Source organism: Kaustia mangrovi (assembly GCF_015482775.1).
GTDB classification, from domain to species: domain Bacteria; phylum Pseudomonadota; class Alphaproteobacteria; order Rhizobiales; family Im1; genus Kaustia; species Kaustia mangrovi.
On sequence record NZ_CP058214.1, the window covers coordinates 4,061,458 to 4,084,657 of the forward strand.

Sequence of the window (23,200 nt, forward strand, 5' to 3'; positions counted from 1 at the left end):
ACCGGCTTGCCGGAGAGGAGCTCGTTCATGCTCGATTACGTTCTGCGCAACTGCACGCTCTTCGTGGATGGCATCGGCCTTCACGGGGCGGTCACCACCATCACCCTGCCCAAGCTCACCGAGAAGGTGGAGGAACATCGCGGCGGCGGGATGGACGGGCCGATCGACATGGCGCTCGGGCTGGAAAAGCTCGAGGCGGGCCTGGAGATCGCCGATTACGACCCGCGCGTGCTGGGCCTGTGGGGCCTGGCGCCGGGTGTCGTCAAGCCCTTCACGGCACGCGGGCATCTGGTCGGCGAGGACGGGGAGGACCGGTCGGCGGAGATCAACATGCGCGGCCGCCTTCGCGAGGCCGATCCCGGCGACTGGAAGCCCGGCGAGCGGGCCCTGCTCAAGGGCATGATCGGGCTGCGCTACTACAAGCTCACCATCGGCGACGAGCTGATCCACGAGATCGACCTGCTCGCCGGCATCCGCACCGTCAACGGCACCGACCAGAACGTGGCCATGCGCCGCGCGCTGGGGCTCTAGGAGGGATTATGGCGAAAGGCACCGATTACACATTGCTCCACCCGAAGGAAATCGGCGGCCACAAGATCACGACCGTCACGCTGCGCCGGCCGACCGGCAAGGACATCCGCGCGGTCGGCAGCGTGACGCGGCTGGAGAATACGGACTTTCTGGTGAAGCAGGTCGCCGATCTCTCCGGCCTGCCGCTGGAGACGATCGACGAGCTCGACGGCGAGGACGTGCTCAACCTGATCGAGAAGGTGAGCGTTTTTTTCGGCGGGAGCCAGGCGAGGACGTCGACGAGCTGATCGCGGATATCTGCGCGGTCTTCGCCTGGTCGCTATGGGAGGTCGAGGCCATGGCCATAGACGAACTGGTCGCCTGGCATGGGCGCGCGATGGAACGGGCGGCGCTGAAAGCCCGGCTCAGGCTTTAGCCTCTTCCCCGTCGCCCTTCTTCATCTCCGCCGCGATCTTGCGGGCAAGGCGCTCGTCGCGCTCCTCGATGGCGTCGCCGGCGGATTTCATGATCCGGTCGACCAGTCGCCAGGCGAGAACGAGAGGGATAAGTGCGCCGATACCGGTCGTGATCCACCCCATCCAGAAATCAACCTCTTCGGGGATCGTTATGTATCCCTGATCCTGGATGAACCAAACGCCCAGGAAAACGGCGAGCACCAAGAACAGAAACCGAAGCATAGCGAGCCCCCATGGCCAATTTCGACGTTTCCGTCACTGTAAGCCTGATCGATCGGCTCAAGCAACCTGCGCGCGCACTCCGGGGCACGCTCGGGCGGCTGGGCAGCGCCTTCGGCAAGCTCGGCGACAGGGCGAACAGTGCCGGCGGCGAGGTCGAGAGCTTTGCCGACCGGGCCCGCAGCCGCTTCGACAAGCTCCAGGGCACGCTGGCCACGCTCGGCATGTCGTCACTCGCCCTCGGCCCCATGCAACAGACGGGCGACGCCATCGTGAATGCCATGCGCAAGCCCATGGCGGCGAGCGAGACCTTCGAGGACCGGTTGATCGCCTTCGGCAACACCGCCGGCATCTACGGCGCCTCGCTCAAGACGATCGAGGACCGGCTCGACGCGCTCGGCCCTGCCACCAACCGCTCCGCCGGCGAGCTCCTGGAGGCACTTGAGGTTCTGGTCGCCAAGGGGCTCGAGCCCGATCAGGCGCTCGGCGCGCTCGAGGCCGTGGGCAAGGGGGCCACGGCCACCAAGGCGCGCGTGGAGGAGATGGCGGCGGGATCCTTCGCGGTGCTCTCCAACCTCAAGGTGCCGGTGGAGGATCTCGATGCCGCGCTCGACGCGATGGCGCTCGCCGGCAAGCGCGGGGGCTTCGAGTTGAAGAACATGGCGAAGGAGTTTCCGATGCTCACCGCCGCCGCGGCCGGGCTCAAGATGCGCGGCGTCCAAGCGGCGGCGGACCTCTCCGCCGCGCTTCAGGTGGCGTTGAAGGGTGCGGCCTCGCCGGACGTCGCCGCGAACAACATGCAGAACTTCATGACCAAGCTCACCGCGCCGCTCACGGTCAAGAATTTCGATGACTTCGGCGTCGATCTGGAGGCGGAGCTGGCGAAGGCGGCGGAACGCGGGATCTCGCCGATCGAACACATGCTCGAGGTGATCCAGGAGGTGACCGGCGGCGACATGTTCCGCGTCGGCGAGATCTTTCGCGATATGCAGGTGCAGAACTTCCTCCGGCCGCTGCTCGCCAACATGGAGGAATACCGCCGGATCCGCGACGAAGCGATGGGCGCGCGCGGCGTGATCGACGAGGACTATGTCCGGCAGGTGGACAATGCGGCGGCGTCGACCAAGAGACTGGCGAATGCGACCGATCGCCTCCAGCGCACGATCGGCGATGCTGTCAATCCGGATGTTGCCACCATGAAGGATCGCCTTGCCGGGCTCCTGGACCGTATCAATGCACTGGCTGAGAACTACCCCGGCCTGTCAAATGGCATCGGAATGCTCGCACTGGGAGTCGGAGCAATAGCCTCCTTCGCTGCCAAGATCGGCTCAGTTGCAGTAGGCATCGCGGGTTTTGCCGCCGTCATGAAGATGGCCTTCGGTTTCGTGCCTGGCGCGCGGCTCCTCGGCGGCGTTCTGCGCGGTATCGGGCGCGGCGCGCGTGGGCTGGCGCGCCTCGGGCGGGCCGGGTTCAGCGGGTTCTTCTCAGGCCTCGCCAAGGGCGCCAAGACGGCGGCGGCGGAGGTGGGGCCGCTGAGCCGCAAGACCGGCACCTTTCTAAGCCGCTTCAAGGGGCTTTTGAAGCTCCGAAATGCCCTCAAGCTCGGCGGGGCTTTCGCGCTCGGTTCGATGATTGCCGAGGATCTTTCGCACACGACGGACGAGCGCCTCAAGGCCTCCGAGGCCAACGCCGCACGCTTCAAGGCCGCCGAGAAATGGCTCGATGACACCGCCTTCGGGCGCGCCTGGTCGAGCCTTGTGGAGGCAGCCGACAGCCTCAAGGCCCGCGTCGGCCTCGGTGACGGCGGCGAGACCCCGAAACGGCAGACGCTCAAGGACGTCGCCCAGGAGGTCGACCAGAGCCGCACCGTCAACCAGGACGTTGCGATCTCCAACAACATCACCGTCAACGCCCGGACCGACGCCTCGCCGCAGGCCATCGGCAACGCGGTGGCGCGCGGGGCGGAGGACGGCACGCGCCGGGCCTCCGGCGCGCTGCACGACGGCGGCGCCTTCGGGCCGGCCTATCAGGGGGCGCCGTAAATGGCCGGCGTGCTCATGGGGCTCGGGCCGCTGCGCTTCGAGATGGCGAAGACGGCCTATGAGGAGCTCGCCCGCAAGGCGGAGGCCCGCTGGCCCGCCCAGGAGCGCATCGGCCGCGCGCCGGCGCTCCAGTTCGTCGGGCCGGGCGCGGACACCATCGAGCTCAACGGCACCGTCTATCCCGGCCAGATCGGCTCGGCCGACACCGTCGACCGGATGCGCGAGCTGGCAACGGAGGGCGAGGCGATGATGCTCGTCTCCGGCACGGGCCGCGTCTTCGGCCGCTTCGTGATCGCCAGGGCGGAGCACACCGGGTCGCATTTCGACGAGCGCGGCGGCGCGCGCCGACTTGAGTTCCGGCTGGAGGTCCGCGCCTATGGCGAGGACGGCAAGGGCTCCTCCAGCCTGTGGAGGCTCTACCGATGATGGCGAGATCCCGCGAGGGCGACACCATAGACCTCATCGCCTGGCGCGAGATGGGCACGACCACGGCGGTGGAGGAGATCCTGGAGCTCAATCCCGCGCTCGCCCGCCTCGACCCCGTGCTGCCCATCGGCACGCCGGTCGAGCTGCCCGAGATCGTGCCGTCGCCGCCCGTCCGCCAGACGGTGCGGCTGTGGGATTGAGCCCATGCGTCTAGAACGGCACCGGCCCGCTCCCCCACCCGGCCGCCCAAAGGAGCGGGCCGGTGCGGCAACTGCCGAGGAGCTATTCGCATGACGCCCGCCTTCCGCGTGTTCGCAGACGGGGCCGACGCCACGGCGCCCATCGCCGACCGGCTCCTGGAGCTCACCGTCACCGACAGTCCCGGCATGGAGGCCGACGAGGTCGCCTTGCGGATCGACGATCGCGGTCACCGCGTGGCGCTGCCCCGGCGCGGCGCGGGGCTCAGGGTGCAGCTCGGCTATCTGGAGACGGGACTCGCCGATATGGGGCTCTATACCGTCGACGAAGTGGAGGTCGAGGGCCCGCCCTGGACCATCGGCGTGCGCGGACGCTCGGCCGACATGCGCGAGAGCTTCAAGGAACAGAAGAGCCGGCATTGGGAGGAGACGACGCTCGGCGACGTCGTCGGAAAGATCGCCGGCGAGCACGGTCTCGCCGCCGCCGTGGATCCCGCCATCGCGGACCGGCCGATCCCGTATTTCGCGCAGACGGCGGAGAGCGACCTCCATTTCGTCACCCGTCTCGCCCGCCGCCACGGCGCCATCGCCAAGCCGGCCGGCGGCGCGCTCGTCGTCACGACGCGCGGCAGCGGACGCACCGGCTCCGGCATGGCCATCCCCGCATTGACCGTGCGGCCGGGGGACGTCTCCACGGTGCGCGCCACCTTGCGCGACCGCCCGGCCCACCGCGCCGTCCAGGCCGACTGGCAGGACCGCGCCCGCGTCTCCCGCGAGCCGGTGATCGTCGGCGAGGGCGAGCCGAAGATGATCCTGCCCCATGTCTACCCGGACGAGGAGGAGGCCCGCCGCGCGGCGCAAGCCCGCGCCCGCGAACTCGACACCGCGAAGGGCCGCCTGTCGGTGGAGATGCCCGGCGCGACCTCCATCGTCGCCGAGCGCCAGGTGGCACTTGCCGGCTTCCGCGACGGGCTCGACGGCGTGTGGACCGTCACCCGCGCCGAGCATGTCCTGGACGGGAACGGGTATCAGACCCGATTCGAGGCGGAGGCTGGGAAAGAGACCTGAATTCCCCTGGCCGACGGGGGACGGGGCGCGCCAACGCCCCGAACCGGGAGAAAGCACCTCCCATGACCGCAAGCGGCCGCCTCGCGGCCATCCCGCCACCGTGGACCACGGCAGGCGGGCTATATCCCAGGGCCCCTTAATGGAGAGTATCCGGTGCGGATCTTGCCGCCGCCTCTTGTGCAGGGCGGCTGAGCGAGCGATAGCTGGCGTCGTCGAGATCAAGTGCCCGCGCTGCGGGACGATCAACAGCCTGAGGCCAACGAGCCCTCAACCCGAACGCCGGCCGGAGCGTCCCGAGAAAGACAAGGACGCATGCACTGGCAGCTCCACAACACCGACGCCATCGCCTGGCTGATCGACCAGTCGCCCGACCAGTTCGATGCCCTGGTGACCGACCCGCCCTATTCCTCCGGCGGGCTCCACACGAAGGACCGCACGGCCGACAGCGCCAACAGCAAGTATGTCAGCAGCCCCGGCCTCTATCCGGAGTTCGCCGGCGAGAATCGCGACCAGTTCAGCTATATGCAGTGGTCGACGCTCTGGCTCACCGCCGCGCACCGGACGCTCAAGCCTGGCGCCCCGGCCATGATCTTCACCGACTGGCGCCAGCTCGCCGTCATGTCCTCGGCCATCCAGGCGGCGGGCTTCACCCTTCGCGGCTGCATCGCCTGGGACAAGACGGAGGCCGTCCGCCCCCAGAAGGGCCGCTTCCGCCAGCAGGCCGAGTTCATCCTCTGGGGCTCGAAAGGCCCCTGGCACGACAAGACGGGCCCGACGCATCCCGGCGTCTTCCGTTTCCCCGTCACCGCCGGCGGCCCCAAGCGCCACACGACCGGCAAGCCCGTCCCCCTCATGGAGGCCCTGGTGAAGGCCTGCCCGCCGGGCGTGGTCCTCGACCCCTTCGCCGGCTCCGCCTCGACAGGCGTGGCCACCCTCCGCTCCGGCCGCCACTTCGTCGGCGTCGAGCGGGAGGAGGCATACTACCGGATCGCGTGCGAGAGGCTGAGCGAGGAGGGTTAGCCCTCGACAACGTTCAAGGGCCGCTCGATACTCCCTCGAGCGGCCCTCACTTGACCTTCGAAACCCGGCGCGGCTACAGGATGCAGGTGGCTACAGATTCAAGTGTCCGACACTCCAATTTGATGTGTCCGGCTACACTGTCCCCTATAGAGGTTGCGGCGGGCGCCTCCCCCTCACCCGGCGCCACCCTCTCCCGCGAGGGGAGAGGGGGCCGTCGCGTCAGCGATGGGAGGGGGCTTGAGCGACAGGTTCAGCTGCCGCCGCCGACCTGTTTGAGCGTCTTGTCGAGCACATCCGCGCCGATCTGGTCGCGGAACTGGTCGTAGACCGGCTTCACCTTGGCGCGGAAAGCGGCGACGTCCTCGACCTCGTTGACCTTCATGCCTTCCGATTCGATCTGCCCGATGAGCTCCTTGACGTTGTTCGCGGCGATCTCGCGTTCGGCCTCAATCGCCATGGACGCGGCCTTGCGCACGGCCTTCTGCTCGTCTTCGGACAGCGTGTTCCAGGTCTTGGCCGACATCAGGAGGCCGAGCGCGGAATAGGTGTGCTTGGTCAGCGAGAGATACTGTGTGACCTCCGGATACTTGTTGGACTCGATCACCGCGACCGGGATCTCCAGCCCGTCGATCGTGCCCTGCTGCACGGCGGTGTAGACCTCGCCCCAGGCCATGGGAACGGCATTGCCGCCGAGCGACTTGAACATCTCGATATAGATCGGGTTCTGCATCACCCGGTACTTCACGCCCTCCACGTCGGCGGGCTCGGTCACGGGCCGGACATTGTTGATCATGTGGCGGAATCCGCCCTCGGCGAAGCCCAGCCCGATGATCTTCTTGGCTTCCAGATCCGACAGGAGCTTCTGGCCGACCTCGCCGTCGAGCACCTCATGGGCCTGCTCCTCGCTCGAATAGAGGAACGGCATGTCGTTGAGCTGGAAGGAAGGAGCGACATTGGCGATCACCGCATTGGTGATGACGCCGACATCGAGCGTGCCGAAGGACAGGCCCTCCAGCATTTCCTTTTCGTCGCCAAGCTGGCGGTTGGGGTAATATTTTACCTCAAACGCGCCCGGCGCGACCTCCTCGAGCGCCTTGGCGAACTGGCGCGCGGTGATGGCATAGGGGTCCTTCTCGCCATCGGAGGTGGTCCAGCCGATCTTGAGCGTGGTCTCGGCCCGGGCCGGGGTCGTGCCGAAGCCCAGTGCGGCAGCGGCGGAGACGGCGATGCCGAGGCCGAGCAGCGCGCGGCGGCTTGTCTTGAACAGTGTCATCATTGTCCTCCCTTATGGACGTTGACGGGGGTCGGCCGGCTCTCCTGCACCTCGGAAAATCCGTAGAGCCTGGCGGGGTTGTCGACGAGGATGCGGTTGCGGACCGCCTCGTCGGGCGCCCAGTCGGCGAGCATGTCGAGCAGCGCGCCGTCATTGGGCATGGGGATCTGAACGAAGGGGTGGGGCCAGTCGGTCGCCCACACCATCCGTTCCGGATTGTAGTCGATCAGCGCCCTGGCGAAGGGTTCGGCGTCGCGATAGGGCGCCTCGCGCTCTGCCGTGATGCGGTAGGCGCCTGAGAGCTTCACCCAGGTCCGGCCGGTGTCGACGAGCCTCATGAGAGTCGCGAAGGCCGGGTGATCCACGCCCTTCGCCGTGGACATGTGGCCGATATGGTCGATGACCGTGTCGACCGGCAGGCGCTTCAGCCGCGTTTCCAGCTCATCGAACGCCGATATGTCGATCAGGAGCTGGAGATGCCAGCCGAGATCGGCGATCCGGCGGGCCATGCGTTCGGCCGCCTCGAAGGCGACGCCGCCGCCGAACAGGAGGTTCACGCGCACGCCGCGCATGCCCTGCTCGTCCATGGCGCGCAGCTCCGCGTCGGAGACCGTGTCGTCGACCACCGCGATGCCGCGCATGTCGAGCCTGGTTTCGCGCATGGCGTCGAGCGAGGCGCTGTTGTCGGTGCCGTAGACGCTCGGGTGGATGATGACCGCGCGCGATATGCCGAGCGTGTCGAGCATGTGCTCGTAGGCTGAAAGCGGCGCCTCGGGCGGGGTGTAGGTGCGGTCGGGCACATAGGCATAGCGGTCTGCCGGCCCGAAGACGTGGAAGTGGGTGTCGACGGCGCCCTTCGGCGGGGCGAAGCGTGCCGGGCGCGGATCGGGATCGAAGGGCTGGCAGACGGGGATGTCGCGGGTCTCGGTCACGTCCTGCTCCTTATGCCCAGCCTGTGGGCGGCGTTGATGATATGGGCCTTGGCCGCGGTCCGGGCGGCCTCGGGATCGCGTGCGGCTATCGCCTCGAAGATCGCCTCATGCTCGATCTGGACGCGCTCGCTCCAGCCCTGATGGGTGGCGGAATTGCGCCGCGCCGTGCCGATCGCCTGCTCCAGGCGATGGGCGAGGAAGCGCAGGAAATCGCGATAGATCGGATTGTCGGTGGCCTCCGCGATGGCGATATGGAAGGAGACATCGGCGGCCGTGCCGTTCTCTCCCTCGCTGACGGCCTTCGCCATGGCGGACAGGGCGGTGCGCATGGCCTCCAGCTGGGCTTCGGTACACCTGGCCGCGGCGAGCGCGGCCGCGCCCGCCTCCACATCGGTGCGCAGCTCGAAGATCTGTCGCAGTTCCGCGGGGCTCGCCCGTTCCGCCTCCAGCCGGAACACGGACAATTCCGGCGAATGCGAGACGAAGGCGCCGACGCCGCGCTGGGTTTCCACCAGCCCGTCGGTCCGGAGTCGCGCGACCGCCTCGCGCACCACCGCGCGGCTCACGCCGAAGGCCTGGCAGAGCTCGGCCTCCGTCGGCAGGCGGTCGCCCGGAGCGAGCGCACGCGACGCGATCCGCTCGGCGATGCGGCGCGCGATCTCGTCGGACAGCCTCGCCGGGCGTTCGACCGGGGAGAACCCTTCCGCCATCGCCTCCTTCTCAGCCATCGGCGAACACCTTTCCGGGGTTCATCAGCCCGTCCGGGTCGAGCGCCTGCTTGATGCGGCGCATGAGGGCGAGCTCCAGCGGGGTCTTGTAGCGGGCGATCTCGCGAGCCTTGAGCTGGCCGAGACCGTGCTCGGCGCTGATGCTGCCATCGAAGGCGGAGACCGTGTCGTAGACGGCATGGGTGAGGGGCTCGCGCAGCGCCTCCGTTCCCGCCGCGTCGAGCCTCGCGGGCAGGATCAGATTGTAGTGGACATTGCCGTCGCCCACATGGCCGAAGGCCACGATCCTCACAGCCTCGCTCACCCGGGCGACCGCCTCGTCGGCGGCGGCGAGGAAGGCCGGGATCCGGCTCACCGGCACGCTGACATCGTGCTTGAGCTGGATGCCCTCGTGCTGGAGCCCCTCCGTGATGCCCTCCCTGAGGGCCCAGAGGCTCTCCGCCTGCGCCTCGTTGGCGGCGATGGTGCCGTCGAGCACGAGACCGGCCTCCATGAGCTCGGGAAGGAGGCCCTCGAACAGGGCGGCGAGCCCTTCGTCGGCGCGCGGCGTGGCGAGCTCCACGAGCAGATAGGCCGGGTAGGGGGCCTCAAGCGGATCGCGCGCGCCCGGCACATGGCGGATGGAGATGTCGATGCCGACCCGCATCATGAGCTCGATGGCGGCCACCCGGTCGCCGGTGGCCTGGCGCAACCGGCCGAGAATCGTCAGCGCGGCGGCAGGCTCGGGGATGGCGAGCAGCGCCACCACATGCTCGCGCGGGCGCGGGAAGAGCTTGACGACCGCGGCGGTGACGACACCGAGCGTGCCTTCGGACCCGATGAAGAGCTGCTTGAGATCGTAACCCGTATTGTCCTTGCGCAGCCGGCGCAGGCCGTTCCACAGCGTGCCGTCGGGCAGGGCGACCTCGAGCCCCATGACGAGGTCGCGCGTCATGCCGTAGCGCAGCACATGCACGCCGCCGGCATTGGTGGCGATATTGCCGCCAATGCGGCAGCTTCCCTCCGCGCCGAGGCTTAAGGGGAAGAGGCGGTCGGCCTCGCGCGCGGCAGCCTGGATGTCGGCGAGGATGCAGCCCGCCTCCACCGTCATCGTGTCGTCGATCGTGTCGATCTCGCGGATTGCGTCGAGGCGCTCCAGGCTGAGGAGCGCCGTGGGCGCGTCGGTGGAGGGCACGCTGCCGCCGACCATGCCGGTATTGCCGCCTTGCGGCACGACGGCGATTCCCGCCCGCTGGCAGATGGCGAGCGCGCCGGCGACCTCCCCGGCCGAACCCGGCCTGAGCACGGCGAGCGCCTGGCCGCGGAAGATGCCGCGCCAGTCCTGAAGATAGCGGGCCGTCTCGTCCGCGCCGCAGATCACGCCGCGCGGGGTGAGGAGCTGTCTCAGTTCGTCGAGCGTCGTCTGTGCCATCGTGTGGGCTCGGTAGCATGACATCAGATGTCTGACAACTGGAATTGCGGACGATGGAGCACACGGTTTCCCGCCGGTTCGGCTCCGCAGGCTGGCGGGTTTTCCCATGGGCTCCCGGTTGTCCGCGGAATCGAGAAAAGGATGTTTGACACAATCAAGATAGATTGATATCAACCTAAATACGGAACGCATCCGGCGGCGGCTGCCGCCGTTTCGCCAGATCGACGAGGCAGTCTTTTCGACAAAATCACGCCAACCTAGGGAGCGCCCTCTTGCCGCAAGCCATCTTTGTCAATCTTCCGGTTGCCGATCTCGACCGTTCGAAGCGTTTCTTCGAGGGACTCGGATTCTCCTTCAACGAGGCCTTCACCAATGACGAGGCGGCGGCGCTCGTCATCTCCGACACGATCTACGCCATGCTGCACACGCCGGAGAGCCTGCGCCGCTTCACCAAGAAGGACGTCGCCGACGCCCACGCCACGACGGAGGTGCTCCTGGCCCTTCGGGTGGAGAGCCGGGAGCGTGTCGACGCGCTCTTCGAGAAGGCGCTGGCCGCGGGCGGCAAGGAGCAGCGCGAGACGGAGGATCACGGCTTCATGTACGGCCGGTCGTTCGAGGATCCCGACGGTCACATCTGGGAGGTCTTCTGGATGGATCCCGCCCAGCTCCCGCAATAGCCCGCCACTCTTTCACGATCTTGACCGCAGGACGAGCGGATCCATGAGCAAATCCCGAACTCTCACACCATTCCTGTGGTTCGACAGCGAGGCGGAGGAGGCCGCGGAATTCTACGTCTCCGCCTTCGGCGACGGCCAGATCGGCTCGCTTACGCACTATACGGCGGAGTCGGCGGGCATGGCCGGCCGGCCCGAGGGCTCCGTTATGACGGCGGGCTTCGAGGTCGCCGGCCAGGGCTTCGTCGCGCTCAATGGCGGGCCGCTCTTCTCCTTTACGCCGGCACTCTCCTTCTTCGTCAACTGTTCGGGCGAGGAGGAGGCGCGGGCATTGTTCGACAGGCTCGGCGAAGGCGGGACGGAGCTGATGCCGTTCGACCGCTACCCGTTCAGCCCCGCCTATGGATGGGTGGCGGACCGCTTTGGCGTCACATGGCAGATCAATTCCGTCCCCCGCACCGACAAGCTCGCGCCCTGCCTCCTCTTCGTCGGAGACCAGTGCGGCCGGGCGGAGGAGGCGATGACCCTCTACATGTCGCTGTTCCCACAGTCGCGGGTCGAGAGCGTCGACCGCTACGCGGCGGGCGAGGGGCCCGATGCGGAAGGCACCGTCAAGCACGCCGTCTTCTCGCTCGGCGGGCAGGAGGCCCGGATCATGGACAGCGCGCATGACCACCGGTTCACCTTCACCGAGGCGATCTCGCTACAGGTGCTCTGCGACACGCAGGCCGAGATCGACCGGCTGTGGGACGGTCTCGCGGAGGGGGGCGACCCGCAGGCCCAGCGCTGCGGCTGGCTGAAGGACCGGTTCGGCGTGTCGTGGCAGATCGTGCCGCGCGTGCTGTCCACCATGCTGGGCGACGCCGACCGCGGGAAGGCGAGCCGTGTGACGGACGCCTTCCTCCAGATGAAGAAGTTCGACATCGCAACATTGGAACGGGCCTTCGAAGGCCGATAGGGAGAGAAACGATGGCTTATGTGGATGGTTTCGTGGCAGCGGTTCCCACGGCGAATCGCGAGGTCTACCGCAAGCATGCCGAGGAGGCGGGTGCTGTCTTCAAGGAGCACGGCGCGCTGAAGATGGTGGAATGCTGGGGCGACGACGTGCCCGATGGCGAGGTGACCTCCTTCCCCATGTCGGTGAAGTGCAAGGAGGACGAGACGGTCGTCTTCGCCTGGATCCTCTGGCCCTCGCGCGAGGTGCGCGATGCGGGCATGGCGAAGGTGATGGAAGACCCGCGCCTCCAGCCCGACGCGAACCCGATGCCGTTCGACGGCAAGCGCATGATCTATGGCGGGTTCGAGGTGATCGTCGACATGTGACGCCGTCCGGCGGGGCCGGATCTCACTCTCCGGCCCGCCGGCGCATGTTCGCGACATCCTCCGCTGTGACGTCCGGCTCCTGGCCGCCCCACCGGGCGCGCATCCAGTTGGCAAGGTCGGCGACGGCCTCGTCGTCGAGCTCGCCGGCAAAGCCCGGCATGGGCTGCATGCGCGCAAGGCCGGGGAAGTCGAGGGCCGGGATGCCGTGGAGCACCGTCTGGAGAAAGTTGCGCGGGCTCTCAAGCCTGAGCGAGGCATTGGTCGCGAGCGGCACCGCGACATTGGGAATGCCCTTGCCCTCCGCCCCGTGGCAGCCGGAACAGAGATTGAGATAGGTCGCGCGCGCCGTCTGGGCGAGCTCGGGGGAGACCTCCACAGGGCTCGGCGCGGGCGGCGCGGCTGGCTCCTCCGGCATGGCGTCGAGATCGAAGAGATAGGCCGCCATCGCGTCGAGATCGTCCTCGTTCATGTATTGCGTGGAGAAGTGGACGACCTCGAACATCCGGTCCGTCATAGAGCCTTGCGCGGACAGCCCGGTCTGCATGAAGCGCGCGAGCAGGGGAGCGTCGAAGCCCATGCGGGTGAGACCCTCCTTGGTGATGTCGGGCGCCTCGACACCTTCCATCACCGCACCTTTCAGATATTCGCTCTCCTCCATGCCCTGCATGGCGTTGCGCGGGGTATGGCACTCGCCGCAATGGGCGAGCGCGTCGACGATATAGCGGCCCCGGTTCCAGAGATCGGACCGGTCCGGGTCGGACGCGACCGTTCCCTCCGACGGCAGGTTGAGAAGGTTCCAGAAGGTAAGCGTCTGTCGGATGTTGAACGGGAAGGCGAGATCGTTCTCCCGGTTCGCGACCGGCATGGGCGCGCGCGTCATGAGGTAGGCATAGACCGCGTCGATATCCTCCGGCGTCATCTTCCGGTAGGAGGCGTAGGGCATGGCCGGGTAGAGATGGACGCCGCCCTTCGCCACTCCGTCGCGCAAGGAGCGGTGGAAATCGGCGCGGCTCCACCCTCCGATGCCATGCTCCTCGTCCGGCGAGATGTTGGTCGAGTAGATGGTGCCGAAGGGTGTCTTGAAGGGAAGGCCGCCGGCCCAGGGCGCGCCGCCCGGCGCGGTGTGGCAGGCATAGCAGTCGGCGAGCGTGGTGACATAGGCCCCGCGCTCGGCGAGCGCGGCCATCTCGTCCTGCGTGAGCGGCTCGTCGATATCGGCGGACACCGCGCTCGTCTGGAAGGCGCCGAGGAAGACGGCGCCGGCGGCGATGGCACAGACGGCGGCAAGGCCGACGAGGCCGAGGAGAAGGGTGCGCAGTCTCATCAGCCGGTCACCAGGCCCGGCGTGTCGAGGATGACCTCGCGCACCGCCTCGTAGTAGCGGACATAGCCGGTGCAGCGGCAGATATGCTTGTCGAGCGCTTCGGTGATCGTCTGCTCCAGATCCTCGCGTGCCACGGGTTCGCGCTTCAGCCGGTCGATCAGCACGCTCGCGCCGATCACGAAGCCCGGCGTGCAATAGCCGCACTGGAAGGAGAAATGCCTTATATAGGCCTCCTGAACGGGCGAGAGCGCGGTGATCGTGCCGTCGCCATCGCGCTCGGCAATCCCTTCGATGGTGCGCACCGTGCGCCCCGCGAACCAGTGCGCCCCGGTGATGCAGGTTCGCATCTCCTGCAGCGTGCCGTCCTCGTGCTCGACGATCACCGTGCAGGCGTGGCAGATGCCCTGGCCGCAGCCCATGCGCGCGCCGGTGAGGTTGAGATACTCGTGCAGGAAGCCCTGCATCATCATGCCTTCCGGCACGTCCACCGGCCCGACCGCGCGGCCGTTGACGGTGAGCGACAGGGGCTTGGTGGCGAGCGTCATGAGAGCGCCTCCAGGATCTTCTCCGGCGTGATCGGCAGCGCGTGGAAGCGCTTACCCGTGGCATGCGCGACGGCATTGGCGATGGCCGGCACGACGGCGATCATCACCACCTCCGCGATACCCTTGGGCGCGTCGCTATCGGAGAGCGGCTCCAGAACCTCCGCGGTCTGGGTCCACACCGCGACGTCCCGGGCGCGCGGAAGCGTGTATCGGTTCCAGTTCCAGGTGCCGTCGCCGGGGCCGTCCTCATAGAGCGGCAGATATTCATGGAGAGCGTGGCCTATGCCCATGGCAAGCCCGCCCTGGAGCTGGCCGGAGACGAGGTCGGGCACCACCTGCCGGCCGCATTCCATGATCGAATGGTGGGTGAGGAGCTCCACCTTGCCCGACCCCATGTCGACCGCGATCTCGGCGAGCGTGGCGACCGGCGCGTAATAGGTGACGGCGGCATTGTTGCGCTGGACCGGCGGGTAGAAGACGGAGACGCGCTCGACGAAATGCCAGCCGCCCGTCGTCATCAGCGCCTTGCGGTCGGCCGGCGCGCCATCGCCGTATTTGACCGCGAGCGCGTCGATCGCGCCATAGAGATAGCCGGTGCCGGGCACGTCGAACTCCGCATCCGCCCATTGCCAGCGATTGAAGGTGTGCACCGTGACGCCGGTGACGAGGCCCAGCCGGTGCGCCTCCGCCGCGACCTGCTCGAAGGTGAGCGGCGGCAGCCCGCCGGCATTCACCATGCCGCGCTCGAGCCTCAGTTCGTCGCGGCGCACGTCGTAGGGCGCCATGGCGCCGCCGCCGATGCCGCGCGACCACAGCGAGCGCGCCGCCGGCCAGACCATCACGTCGAGGAGGGTGCGGGCGGCCTCCCGCGTCGCATGGCCGAGATAGTAGACGCTGTTGGTGGCGCTCATGGGGGAGGTGAAGCGCGGCGTCCAGCGCGCGTTCTGCTTGCGCTTGTCCTCCTCCTCCTGGCTCATCGTATAGGGCTCGTCGGTCGTCTGGAGCGGCATTTGCGGCCAGTCGACGACGCCGAAGGCCGTCTCGTCCGGCACGCGGCCGAGAATGTCGCCGACCATGATGGCCTGCGAGGTGGTCACCCCCGGCCCCATCTCGTGGGCGACATGGGCAAACGAGATATGCCCGTCGGGCGTCACCTCCAGCGAGGCGGCGGCGGCCTCCGCGCCGGTGCCGTAGTCCTTCTGCACATGGCCGTAACCGACACCGTAGCGCTTGCCGGGATGGGCGGCCTCGTATTCCGCCTTCTTCTTGTGGCGGTCGGCCCAGAGCGGATGGGCCTTCGCCTTGTGAAGGATCTCCTCGTTGCGCAAGGCGCCGCCGGGGATCGCGCCCTGCGTGTTCTTCATGCCCGACTTGAAGACATTGGCGAGCCTGAGATCGATGGGGTCCATGCCGATCAGCTCGGCGGCCTCGTCGACCATCATCTCCGTCGCCGACATGGACTGGAGCGTGCCGTATCCGCGCGTCGAGCCCGCCTCCACCGCGCGCGAGGCGAGTGCCGCGGCGGAGAAATCGCTCTTCGGCAGGTAGTAGATCGACTGCGTCGCCGTCGCGCCGACGGAGGAGACGGGGAAGGAGAAGTTGGCCCGGCCCCCGCCGTCGCATTTGAAGTGCCCGGTCATGGCGCGGAACTTGCCGGTTTCGCGGTCGACCACGAGGGTGTTGTCCATCCAGAAGGCGTGGCGTTTGAGGCCGGTCTGGAACTGCTCGTAGCGGTCGTTTGCGAGCCTTACCGGCCGGCCCTCGCCATAAAGCGCCGCGACGACGCAGAAGAACGGGAAGATGTTGTGGTCCTTCGTCCCGTAACCCACCGTGTAGCCGACCTTGAGGTCGACCGCGCTCAACCGGAATTGAGAGGCCTGGACGAGTTCGGCGGAGACCTGCGCGATCTCGTATGGCGACTGGGTGGCCATCATCAGATGCAGCGCGCCGGAGGTCTCGTCGTACCAGACATTGCCGTTGTCGGCCTCCATGGCGGAGGCGTCGATGGATTGGGAGAAATAGGTCTGATTGAGGACCAGAGCGTCATCGCCGGCCCCGGCGATTTCCTCCTCGATTTCGGCGGCCGCCGCCATGGCTGCGCTCTCGTCGGGCGATGGCCATTCGACGTCGTTGCCGGAGAACTTGCCGTAGACCACCTTCTCCTTGAGCGGGGAGTAGCGGTCGGGCGCGTCGGGCGTGTCGCCGCCGATACGCACATAGCGCGAGGCGCCGTAATTGGCGGGCGTGTTGTAGGCGGTCCTCTCGCCGTAGCGCACCACCGTGTCGTCGAACCGCACACGCCGCTTGGCGGCGTCGAAGCGGGCGAAGTCGCGATAGATGAGCAGCGCCACCGGCTGGCCGAGCAGCCTTGGGGTCTCGCCCTTCGGCACCAGGAAGACGTCGCCGAAGAAATCGGGATGCGGCACGGTTATGCCGTCGGCAACAAGGTCCTCGTGCAGGACGAGACGGTCCGGCTTGAGATCCTCGCCGAGCATGGAGAGGTCGATACCCTCGAAGGTCCGGTCGGCCTTCGTCGCGTGGATCAGGAAGGCGTGCGACTGCTCCTTCGGCCAGCCCTCGAGGTTCCGGGCGCGGTAGTCGCGAGAGAAGGTCTTCTCGCCGGTCACCTTGGCGATGGCGTCGAGCCGGTAGCGCGGCTGGCCGGCCTCGTCGAGCCAGTCGGGCCCGGGCCGCGGCGGCGTCTCGACCAGCCGTGCCTCGGTTTCCGGCGGGAGAAAAGTGACATTGACCGCAACGCCGGTCGCCATGCCGGCCTTGAGAAAATGCCTCCGGCTAATGTGAGTAGCCATCGCGTCGAATCTCCTGAGGGGGGAGGAGGATCGGGAGGCGGGACACTCGAATTACTCTAGCTCAACAACTGTGCAAAGCCAATGATTGCCGATGTTATGGAACGCAACCGTGCACAGCGGGGCCTCGGGTCGGGCGGCTGTCCGGGGCCATCCGATGCCGGATCCGCGTTCGTTATTGCAAATGAGTTGCATTCGACCTTGGGCTGTGCCATGTGTTGCGAACGGTTCGCAACTGAGGGAACGCAGAGAGAGGGATTGGATGTTCAGCCGCGCCAGACGTACATTCATCGCAGGTTTCGTCGCAGTCGCAGGGCTCGGCCTCATGGCCGGGCCGTCGCTTGCCGGGGACAGCTTCAAGGCCGTGACGACCTTCACCGTCATCGCGGATATGGCGCGCAACGTGGCGGGCGACGCGGCCATCGTGGAGTCGATCACGAAGCCGGGCGCGGAGATCCACAATTACCAGCCCACACCGGGCGATATCCTGAAGGCCCAGGACGCCCAGCTCATCTTCTGGAACGGGCTCAACCTGGAGCTCTGGTTCGAGAAGTTCTTCCACAATCTGAGGGATGTTCCCGGCGTGGTCGTCTCCGACGGCGTGGAGCCGATGAGCATCGTCGACGGGCCCTATTCGGGCAAGCCCAACCCCCATGCCTGGATGTCGCCCGACACCGCCCTGATCTATGTCGACAACATCCGCGACGCCTTCGTGGAGCACGACCCCGACAATGCGGAGATCTACAGGGCGAATGCGGAGGCCTACAAGAAGAGGATCGCCGACACCATCGCCCCGATCAGGGCGGAACTCGACGCCATCCCCCAGGAGAAGCGCTGGCTTGTCACCAGCGAGGGGGCCTTCAGCTATCTCGCGCGCGACTTCGGCCTGAAGGAGGTGTTCCTCTGGCCGATCAACGCCGACCAGCAGGGTACGCCGCAGCAGGTCCGCAAGGTCATCGACAAGATGCGCGAGGAGAATATTCCCGTTATCTTCAGCGAGAGCACCGTCTCGTCGAAGCCTGCCGAGCAGGTCGCCCGCGAGACCGGAGCGCGTTATGGCGGCGTACTTTATGTCGACTCCCTGAGCGAGCCCGACGGGCCCGTGCCCACCTATCTCGATCTCCTGCGGGTGACCTCCGACACCATTGCGAAAGGCCTGTCCGGATGAACCTCCATCGCACTCCCTCAGCCCTTGCCGACGGGACCTCGGATGCCGATGGCGACGGCTCCGGCCTCGATGTCCGCAACGTCACCGTCACCTACCGCAACGGGCATACCGCGCTCAGGGATGCGACCTTCACCACGCCGAGGGGCACGATCACCGCGCTCGTCGGCGTGAACGGCAGCGGCAAGTCCACGCTCTACAAGGCGATCATGGGTTTCGTCCGCGTCGCCAGGGGAACGATCTCGGTGCTCGGCCAGTCGGTCGACCAGGCGCTCCGGAAGAACCTCATCGCCTATGTGCCCCAGGCGGAGGAGGTCGACTGGAACTTCCCGGTGCTCGTGGAGGATGTCGTCATGATGGGCCGCTACGGCCACATGAACATGCTGCGCATCCCCACGGCGCGCGACCGCGAGGCGGTGTCGGCGGCGCTGGAGCGCGTCGGCATGGCCGACTATCGCAATCGCCAGATCGGCGAGCTCTCCGGCGGTCAGAAGAAGCGCGTCTTCCTCGCCCGCGCGCTGGCCCAGGACGGGCAGGTGATCCTGCTCGACGAGCCCTTCACCGGCGTGGACGTGAAGACGGAGGACGCGATCATCGCGCTCCTCAAGGGCCTGCGCGAGGAGGGCAGGGTGATGCTCGTCTCCACGCACAATCTGGGTAGTGTGCCGGAATTCTGCGACCGCACGGTGCTGGTGAAGAACACGGTGCTCGCCTACGGGCCGACCGGGGAGGTCTTCACGCAGGCCAATCTGGAGAAGGCCTTCGGCGGCGTGCTGCGCCATTTCGTCTTCCCCGAGGCGGAGGCCGGCCGGGAGCGTCCCGTCAGCGTCATCACCGACGACGAGCGCCCCTTCGTCGTCTATGGCGGGCAGGAGGGGACGGACGGGCAGGACGACGCGGACGGGCCTGCGCGCAAGGCGCGGCGCGGGGAGGCTCGCCGATGAGCGTCCTGCTGGAGCCCTTCTCATACGGCTATATGGTCAATGCCATGTGGGTCAGCGCGCTTGTCGGCGGGGTCTGCGCGTTCCTTTCCGCCTATCTGATGCTGAAGGGCTGGTCGCTGATCGGCGACGCGCTCTCCCACTCCATCGTACCGGGGGTTGCCGGCGCCTACATGCTGGGGCTGCCCTTCTCCATCGGCGCCTTCTTCTCCGGCGCGCTGGCGGCGGGTGCCATGCTGTTCCTCAACCAGCGCACCAAGCTCAAGGAGGACGCGATCATCGGCCTGATCTTCACCTCCTTCTTCGGGCTCGGCCTGTTCATGGTGTCGCTCTCGCCCACTTCGGTGAACATCCAGACCATCGTGCTCGGCAACATCCTCGCCATCACGCCCGCCGACACGCTGCAGCTCGCCATTATCGGCTTCGTGTCGCTCGCCGTCCTGCTCGTGAAATGGAAGGACCTGATGGTCGCTTTCTTCGACGAGTCCCATGCCCGCTCGGTGGGGATCAATGTCCCGGCGCTGAAGGTCGTCTTCTTCACGCTGCTGAGCGCCTGCACGGTGGCGGCCCTCCAGACGGTCGGCGCCTTCCTCGTCATCGCCATGGTCGTCACGCCCGGCGCCACCGCCTACCTCCTGACCGACCGCTTCCCGAGGCTGATCGCCATCGCCGTGGCCATCGGCACGCTGACGAGCCTCGTCGGCGCCTATGTCAGCTACTTCCTCGACGGTGCGACGGGCGGGATCATCGTGATCTCGCAGGCCGTCGTCTTCCTCGTCGCCTTCTTCCTCGCGCCGACCCATGGCATGCTGGCTGCGCGGCGCCGGGCGGCGGCAGCGCTGGAGGCCGGCAAATGACGTTCTCCCTCGACACCGCGCTCATGCCGTTCCAGTTCGAATTCATGGTGAATGCGCTCGTCATCTCCGTGCTGGTCGCGATCCCCGCCGCCCTGCTCTCCGCCTTCCTGGTGCTCAAGGGCTGGTCGCTCATGGGCGACGCCATCTCGCACGCGGTGCTGCCGGGCGTCGTCGTCGCCTATATTGCGGGGATCCCGATTGCCGTCGGCGCCTTCGTCGCCGGCATGGTGTGCGCGCTGGCGACGGGCTTCCTGAAGGAGAACAGCCGCATCAAGCAGGACACGGTGATGGGGGTCGTCTTCTCCTCCATGTTCGGTCTCGGCATCGTGCTCTACACCAAGATCCAGTCGGACGTGCATCTCGACCATATCCTGTTCGGCGACATGCTCGGCGTGAACTGGGGCGACATCGCCGAGACGGGCATCATCGCGCTGGTCGCGGGCGGAACCATCGCGCTCAAATGGCGCGACTTCCTGCTGCACGCCTTCGATCCGGCGCAGGCGAAGGCCGTCGGGCTGCCCGTCCGGCTGCTCCATTACGGCCTCCTGGCGATCCTGTCGCTCACCATTGTCGGCGCGCTCAAGGCGGTCGGCATCATCCTCGCCATCGCGCTGCTCATCGGGCCGGGCGCCATCGCCTTCCTGCTCGCGAGAAGCTTCGCCGCCATGCTCGTCCTGTCAGTCGCCATCGCGGTCGCGGCGTCGTTCCTCGGCGTCTATATGAGCTTCTTCATCGACAGCGCGCCGGCGCCGACCATCGTGCTCCTGATGACGGCGGGCTTCATCGCCGCATTCCTCGTCTCCGCGCGCCGTACTGCCAGGCTCGAGGCCGGCGGCGGCTGAGCACGCCTCTCGGCCAGTTTGAGGCAGAGCAAAGACAGGCCCGCTTATCTCGCCTAGAGCATGGTGTTGTCAGGGTGAACGGCTTTGCCAGGCAGCGTCCGGATGCGCTCGCCTGCGCGGGCATGAGCGGCAAGAGGACCGGAAGGATCTGCCTTCCCCGCTCGCTCCCGCGAAGGCGGGAGCCCAGAGCGGCAGGCCACGGGTTTTGAGCGGTTCGACGAGAGGCCAACAATTCGGGACTGTTCTGCAATCGGGTGGCCCCATCCGGTTTCGGAACGGTCTATCGACCTTGAAGTGCTGGAGTAATGGCCATGACGCAGACGGAGGCATTGGGCGACCGGTCGGTGCCGCGCAGGCGCCGGCGGGCGGGCGAGACCGCACGGGACGGGCGGGGACGCCATCGCGGCGCGCCGGCCATCCTGCATTACGGGTTCCGGCCGTTCTTCCTGGCCGCCGCCCTCTATGCCGCGCTGGCCATTCCTGCGTGGCTGTGGATGCTCCATGGGGGCCTTGTGCCTCACGGGCCGTTTGCCGCGCTCGACTGGCATATTCACGAAATGCTCTTCGGCTTCGTCGGGGCCGTCATGGCGGGGTTCATCCTGACCGCCGTGCCGAACTGGACGGGCCGATTGCCCCTGAGCGGATGGCCGCTTGCCATGCTCGTCCTGCTCTGGGCCACGGGGCGCGTCGCCATGGCGGCGGTGGCCGCCCCCGTCTGGGCCATGGGGCTGGACCTCGCCTTCCCGCTGGTGCTCGCGGCGGCGGTCTGGGTGGAGGTCGTCGCCGGGCGCAACTGGCGGAACGCGCCCATCGCCGCCATGCTGACCCTGTTCGGGCTCGCAAACGCCCTCCATCACGGCGAAAATCTGGGCCTCGTCCCGCCGGGTAGCGCGATGCGGCTGGCGCTTGCCGTCATCGCGATGCTGCTCGCGCTTATCGGCGGGCGGATCGTGCCGAGCTTCACGCGCAACTGGCTCGTGAAGCACGGCAGCGAGCGGTTGCCGGCGCGCTTCGGCAGGCTCGACAAGGCCGCGCTCCTCGCCACGGGGCTTGCCGCGGCGATGTGGGCGATCTGGCCGGAGCTGCTGGCGACGGGCGTGCTTCTCGCAGCCGCCGGCGTCCTGCTGTGCGCGCGGCTTGCCCGCTGGCGGGGGCTGGACACCGCCGACGAGCCGATCGTCTTGATCCTCCATATGGGATATCTGTGGCTCGCACTCTCCTTCCTGCTGCTCGGAGCGTCGGTTCTCCTGCCCCTGGCCGTGCCGGCGAGCGCGGCCCTGCATGCGCTCACGGCGGGCGCCATCGGCACCATGACGCTCGCGGTGATGACACGGGCGAGCCTCGGCCATACGGGGCGCGACATCGCGGCGGACGGGTGGACGTCGGCGCTCTATCTCGCCGTTACCGCCGGGGCGGCCCTGCGTGTGGCGGCCCCCTTTGCGGACCGCTTCTACATGGACCTGCTGATCGGCGGCGGGGGCTTGTGGAGCCTCGCCTTCGCGCTCTTTGCTCTGCGCTACGGCCCGATCCTGTGCCGGCCCGGGCTGAAGAGCGCGCGCGGATAGAAGCGGTTGCGGGGGGCGGGCCGGCGCCCCATGCACCCCATTGCACCTTTTGCACTGACACGGACAGACGGGTAGAAAGGGCAAACGGAAGGCCGCGCGGATGGCGGCTGGGCCTCGAGGCACGAGAAGGGGGCCGGTTTGCCGGATCTGGACCGATCTCTGATTGCGAACCTGCCACCCTTCGAGGGACTGTCGGGGCCCGATCTGGACCGGATCCTCGCCGAGGCGCGGCCCGCGCGCTATCCGAAGGGCCGGGCGGTCTTCGAGCAGGACGCGCAGGCCCGCTCCTTCTTCCTCCTGTTGAACGGCCATATCCGCGTCGTCCGCTCGACGGCCGACGGCGACCGGATCGTCATGCGCTATATCGACGAGGGCGAGCTTTTCGGCATCGCGCCCGCCATCGGCCGCGAGACCTATCCGGCCACGGCGGTCGCCGCGGTCGATTGCGTCGTGCTCGCCTGGCCATCGGCGCTGTGGGCGGATTTCGCCGCGCGCTATCCCCCGTTCGCCGCCTGCGCGGCCCGCACGGTCGGCGACCGGCTGCAGGAGAGCCATGCCCGCGTCATGGAGATGGCGACCGAGCAGGTCGAACAGCGTATCGCGCTCACCGTCCTCAGGCTCGCCGAGCGGTCCGGCCGCAAGACGCAGGACGGCATCGAGATCGATTTCCCCGTCAGCCGGAAGGACATCGCCGAGATGGCGGGAACCACGCTCCATACCGTGTCGCGCCTGCTTAGCACCTGGGAGGAGAGGGGGCTCGTGGTCGGCGGGCGCCAGAGGGTCGTCGTCACGGATGCCGACGGGCTGAAACGGATCGCGCAGAGCCGGAAGCGCCGGTGAACGGCGCCCGATCCG

General features: G+C 67.7%; 26 protein-coding genes. 18 read left to right on the plus strand and 8 right to left on the minus strand.

Annotated features, from left to right (window positions below):
- Nucleotides 1-27: 27 nt before the first annotated feature.
- Genes HW532_RS19230 through HW532_RS22570 form a run of 3 tightly spaced genes read left to right on the plus strand, consistent with a single transcriptional unit; the run spans nt 28 to nt 946 of the window.
- Nucleotides 28-531: a phage major tail tube protein gene (locus tag HW532_RS19230; protein WP_213162010.1), complete on the plus strand. Its 504-nt coding sequence runs from the start codon at nt 28-30 to the stop codon at nt 529-531.
- Between the two features lie 8 nt (nt 532-539).
- Nucleotides 540-818 carry a phage tail assembly protein gene (locus HW532_RS19235; RefSeq protein WP_213162011.1) on the plus strand — a complete coding sequence of 93 codons (279 nt, stop codon included), beginning with the start codon at nt 540-542 and terminating at the stop codon, nt 816-818.
- An 8-nt stretch (nt 819-826) separates the two neighbouring features.
- A complete protein-coding gene (locus tag HW532_RS22570; protein ID WP_425491963.1) occupies nt 827-946 on the plus strand; it encodes a GpE family phage tail protein in 120 nt (39 codons plus the stop codon).
- Here HW532_RS22570 and HW532_RS19245 read toward each other — a convergent pair.
- The gene (locus HW532_RS19245; RefSeq protein ID WP_213162012.1) at nt 936-1,109 is read right to left on the minus strand and encodes a hypothetical protein; all 174 of its coding nucleotides are present in this window, start codon (nt 1,107-1,109) and stop codon (nt 936-938) included. The genes HW532_RS22570 and HW532_RS19245 overlap by 11 nt on opposite strands.
- Nucleotides 1,110-1,219: 110 nt before the next feature.
- Between HW532_RS19245 and HW532_RS19250 the strand changes: the two genes are divergently transcribed.
- From HW532_RS19250 to HW532_RS19275, 6 genes are all read left to right on the plus strand, one after another.
- Nucleotides 1,220-3,247 (plus strand): phage tail tape measure protein, encoded by a 2,028-nt coding sequence (locus HW532_RS19250; protein WP_213162013.1) that lies wholly within the window; start codon nt 1,220-1,222, stop codon nt 3,245-3,247.
- Complete coding sequence (locus HW532_RS19255; protein ID WP_213162014.1) at nt 3,248-3,673, plus strand: phage tail protein; 426 nt, start codon at nt 3,248-3,250, stop codon at nt 3,671-3,673.
- Nucleotides 3,670-3,873, plus strand: coding sequence for a tail protein X (locus HW532_RS19260; protein WP_246479300.1), 204 nt, complete (start codon nt 3,670-3,672; stop codon nt 3,871-3,873). Before HW532_RS19255 ends, HW532_RS19260 begins: the two co-directional genes overlap by 4 nt.
- 90 nt (nt 3,874-3,963) lie before the next feature.
- Nucleotides 3,964-4,938 (plus strand): phage late control D family protein, encoded by a 975-nt coding sequence (locus HW532_RS19265; protein ID WP_213162015.1) that lies wholly within the window; start codon nt 3,964-3,966, stop codon nt 4,936-4,938.
- 139 nt (nt 4,939-5,077) lie between these two features.
- Complete coding sequence (locus tag HW532_RS22575) at nt 5,078-5,293, plus strand: Com family DNA-binding transcriptional regulator (RefSeq protein ID WP_213162016.1); 216 nt, start codon at nt 5,078-5,080, stop codon at nt 5,291-5,293.
- A complete protein-coding gene (locus HW532_RS19275; RefSeq protein WP_213162017.1) occupies nt 5,251-5,958 on the plus strand; it encodes a DNA-methyltransferase in 708 nt (235 codons plus the stop codon). Before HW532_RS22575 ends, HW532_RS19275 begins: the two co-directional genes overlap by 43 nt.
- Before the next feature lie 250 nt (nt 5,959-6,208).
- Here the strand turns inward: HW532_RS19275 and HW532_RS19280 are convergent, their stop codons facing one another.
- Genes HW532_RS19280 through HW532_RS19295 form a run of 4 tightly spaced genes read right to left on the minus strand, consistent with a single transcriptional unit; the run spans nt 6,209 to nt 10,302 of the window.
- On the minus strand, nt 6,209-7,231 hold the full coding sequence (locus HW532_RS19280; RefSeq protein ID WP_213162018.1) for a TRAP transporter substrate-binding protein: 1,023 nt from the start codon (nt 7,229-7,231) through the stop codon (nt 6,209-6,211).
- A complete protein-coding gene (locus HW532_RS19285; protein WP_246479314.1) occupies nt 7,231-8,163 on the minus strand; it encodes an amidohydrolase family protein in 933 nt (310 codons plus the stop codon). The genes HW532_RS19280 and HW532_RS19285 overlap by 1 nt, the downstream gene beginning before the upstream one ends.
- Entirely contained in the window at nt 8,160-8,891 is a 732-nt protein-coding gene (locus HW532_RS19290; protein ID WP_246479315.1) for a FadR/GntR family transcriptional regulator, read from the minus strand. Before HW532_RS19290 ends, HW532_RS19285 begins: the two co-directional genes overlap by 4 nt.
- Entirely contained in the window at nt 8,884-10,302 is a 1,419-nt protein-coding gene (locus HW532_RS19295) for an FAD-binding oxidoreductase (protein ID WP_213162019.1), read from the minus strand. The genes HW532_RS19290 and HW532_RS19295 overlap by 8 nt, the downstream gene beginning before the upstream one ends.
- A 272-nt stretch (nt 10,303-10,574) precedes the next feature.
- Between HW532_RS19295 and HW532_RS19300 the strand changes: the two genes are divergently transcribed.
- The 3 genes from HW532_RS19300 to HW532_RS19310 are packed head-to-tail and all read left to right on the plus strand — an operon-like array spanning nt 10,575 to nt 12,299.
- Nucleotides 10,575-10,979, plus strand: a complete 405-nt coding sequence (locus tag HW532_RS19300) for a VOC family protein (RefSeq protein ID WP_213162020.1) — start codon at nt 10,575-10,577, stop codon at nt 10,977-10,979.
- Nucleotides 10,980-11,022: 43 nt separating this feature from the next.
- Nucleotides 11,023-11,934, plus strand: coding sequence for a VOC family protein (locus tag HW532_RS19305; protein WP_213162021.1), 912 nt, complete (start codon nt 11,023-11,025; stop codon nt 11,932-11,934).
- 11 nt (nt 11,935-11,945) lie between these two features.
- Nucleotides 11,946-12,299, plus strand: a complete 354-nt coding sequence (locus HW532_RS19310) for a DUF1428 domain-containing protein (protein ID WP_213162022.1) — start codon at nt 11,946-11,948, stop codon at nt 12,297-12,299.
- Nucleotides 12,300-12,321: 22 nt separating this feature from the next.
- Here the strand turns inward: HW532_RS19310 and HW532_RS19315 are convergent, their stop codons facing one another.
- The 3 genes from HW532_RS19315 to HW532_RS19325 are packed head-to-tail and all read right to left on the minus strand — an operon-like array spanning nt 12,322 to nt 16,978.
- On the minus strand, nt 12,322-13,623 hold the full coding sequence (locus HW532_RS19315) for a cytochrome c (RefSeq protein ID WP_213162023.1): 1,302 nt from the start codon (nt 13,621-13,623) through the stop codon (nt 12,322-12,324).
- On the minus strand, nt 13,623-14,168 hold the full coding sequence (locus HW532_RS19320; RefSeq protein ID WP_213162024.1) for a (2Fe-2S)-binding protein: 546 nt from the start codon (nt 14,166-14,168) through the stop codon (nt 13,623-13,625). Before HW532_RS19320 ends, HW532_RS19315 begins: the two co-directional genes overlap by 1 nt.
- Nucleotides 14,165-16,978, minus strand: coding sequence for a xanthine dehydrogenase family protein molybdopterin-binding subunit (locus HW532_RS19325; RefSeq protein WP_213162025.1), 2,814 nt, complete (start codon nt 16,976-16,978; stop codon nt 14,165-14,167). The genes HW532_RS19320 and HW532_RS19325 overlap by 4 nt, the downstream gene beginning before the upstream one ends.
- Nucleotides 16,979-17,237: 259 nt before the next feature.
- Here HW532_RS19325 and HW532_RS19330 point away from each other — a divergent pair, with 259 nt between their 5' ends.
- The 6 genes from HW532_RS19330 (at nt 17,238) to HW532_RS19355 (ending at nt 23,185) form a co-directional block, all read left to right on the plus strand.
- On the plus strand, nt 17,238-18,143 hold the full coding sequence (locus tag HW532_RS19330) for a metal ABC transporter substrate-binding protein (RefSeq protein WP_213162026.1): 906 nt from the start codon (nt 17,238-17,240) through the stop codon (nt 18,141-18,143).
- Nucleotides 18,140-19,084: a manganese/iron ABC transporter ATP-binding protein gene (locus HW532_RS19335; protein ID WP_213162027.1), complete on the plus strand. Its 945-nt coding sequence runs from the start codon at nt 18,140-18,142 to the stop codon at nt 19,082-19,084. The genes HW532_RS19330 and HW532_RS19335 overlap by 4 nt, the downstream gene beginning before the upstream one ends.
- Complete coding sequence (locus HW532_RS19340; RefSeq protein ID WP_213162028.1) at nt 19,081-19,938, plus strand: metal ABC transporter permease; 858 nt, start codon at nt 19,081-19,083, stop codon at nt 19,936-19,938. The genes HW532_RS19335 and HW532_RS19340 overlap by 4 nt, the downstream gene beginning before the upstream one ends.
- Nucleotides 19,935-20,780, plus strand: a complete 846-nt coding sequence (locus HW532_RS19345; RefSeq protein WP_213162029.1) for a metal ABC transporter permease — start codon at nt 19,935-19,937, stop codon at nt 20,778-20,780. Before HW532_RS19340 ends, HW532_RS19345 begins: the two co-directional genes overlap by 4 nt.
- Before the next feature lie 311 nt (nt 20,781-21,091).
- Nucleotides 21,092-22,345: an NnrS family protein gene (locus HW532_RS19350; protein WP_246479316.1), complete on the plus strand. Its 1,254-nt coding sequence runs from the start codon at nt 21,092-21,094 to the stop codon at nt 22,343-22,345.
- Nucleotides 22,346-22,483: 138 nt separating this feature from the next.
- Nucleotides 22,484-23,185 carry a Crp/Fnr family transcriptional regulator gene (locus HW532_RS19355; RefSeq protein WP_213162031.1) on the plus strand — a complete coding sequence of 234 codons (702 nt, stop codon included), beginning with the start codon at nt 22,484-22,486 and terminating at the stop codon, nt 23,183-23,185.
- Nucleotides 23,186-23,200: the final 15 nt, after the last annotated feature.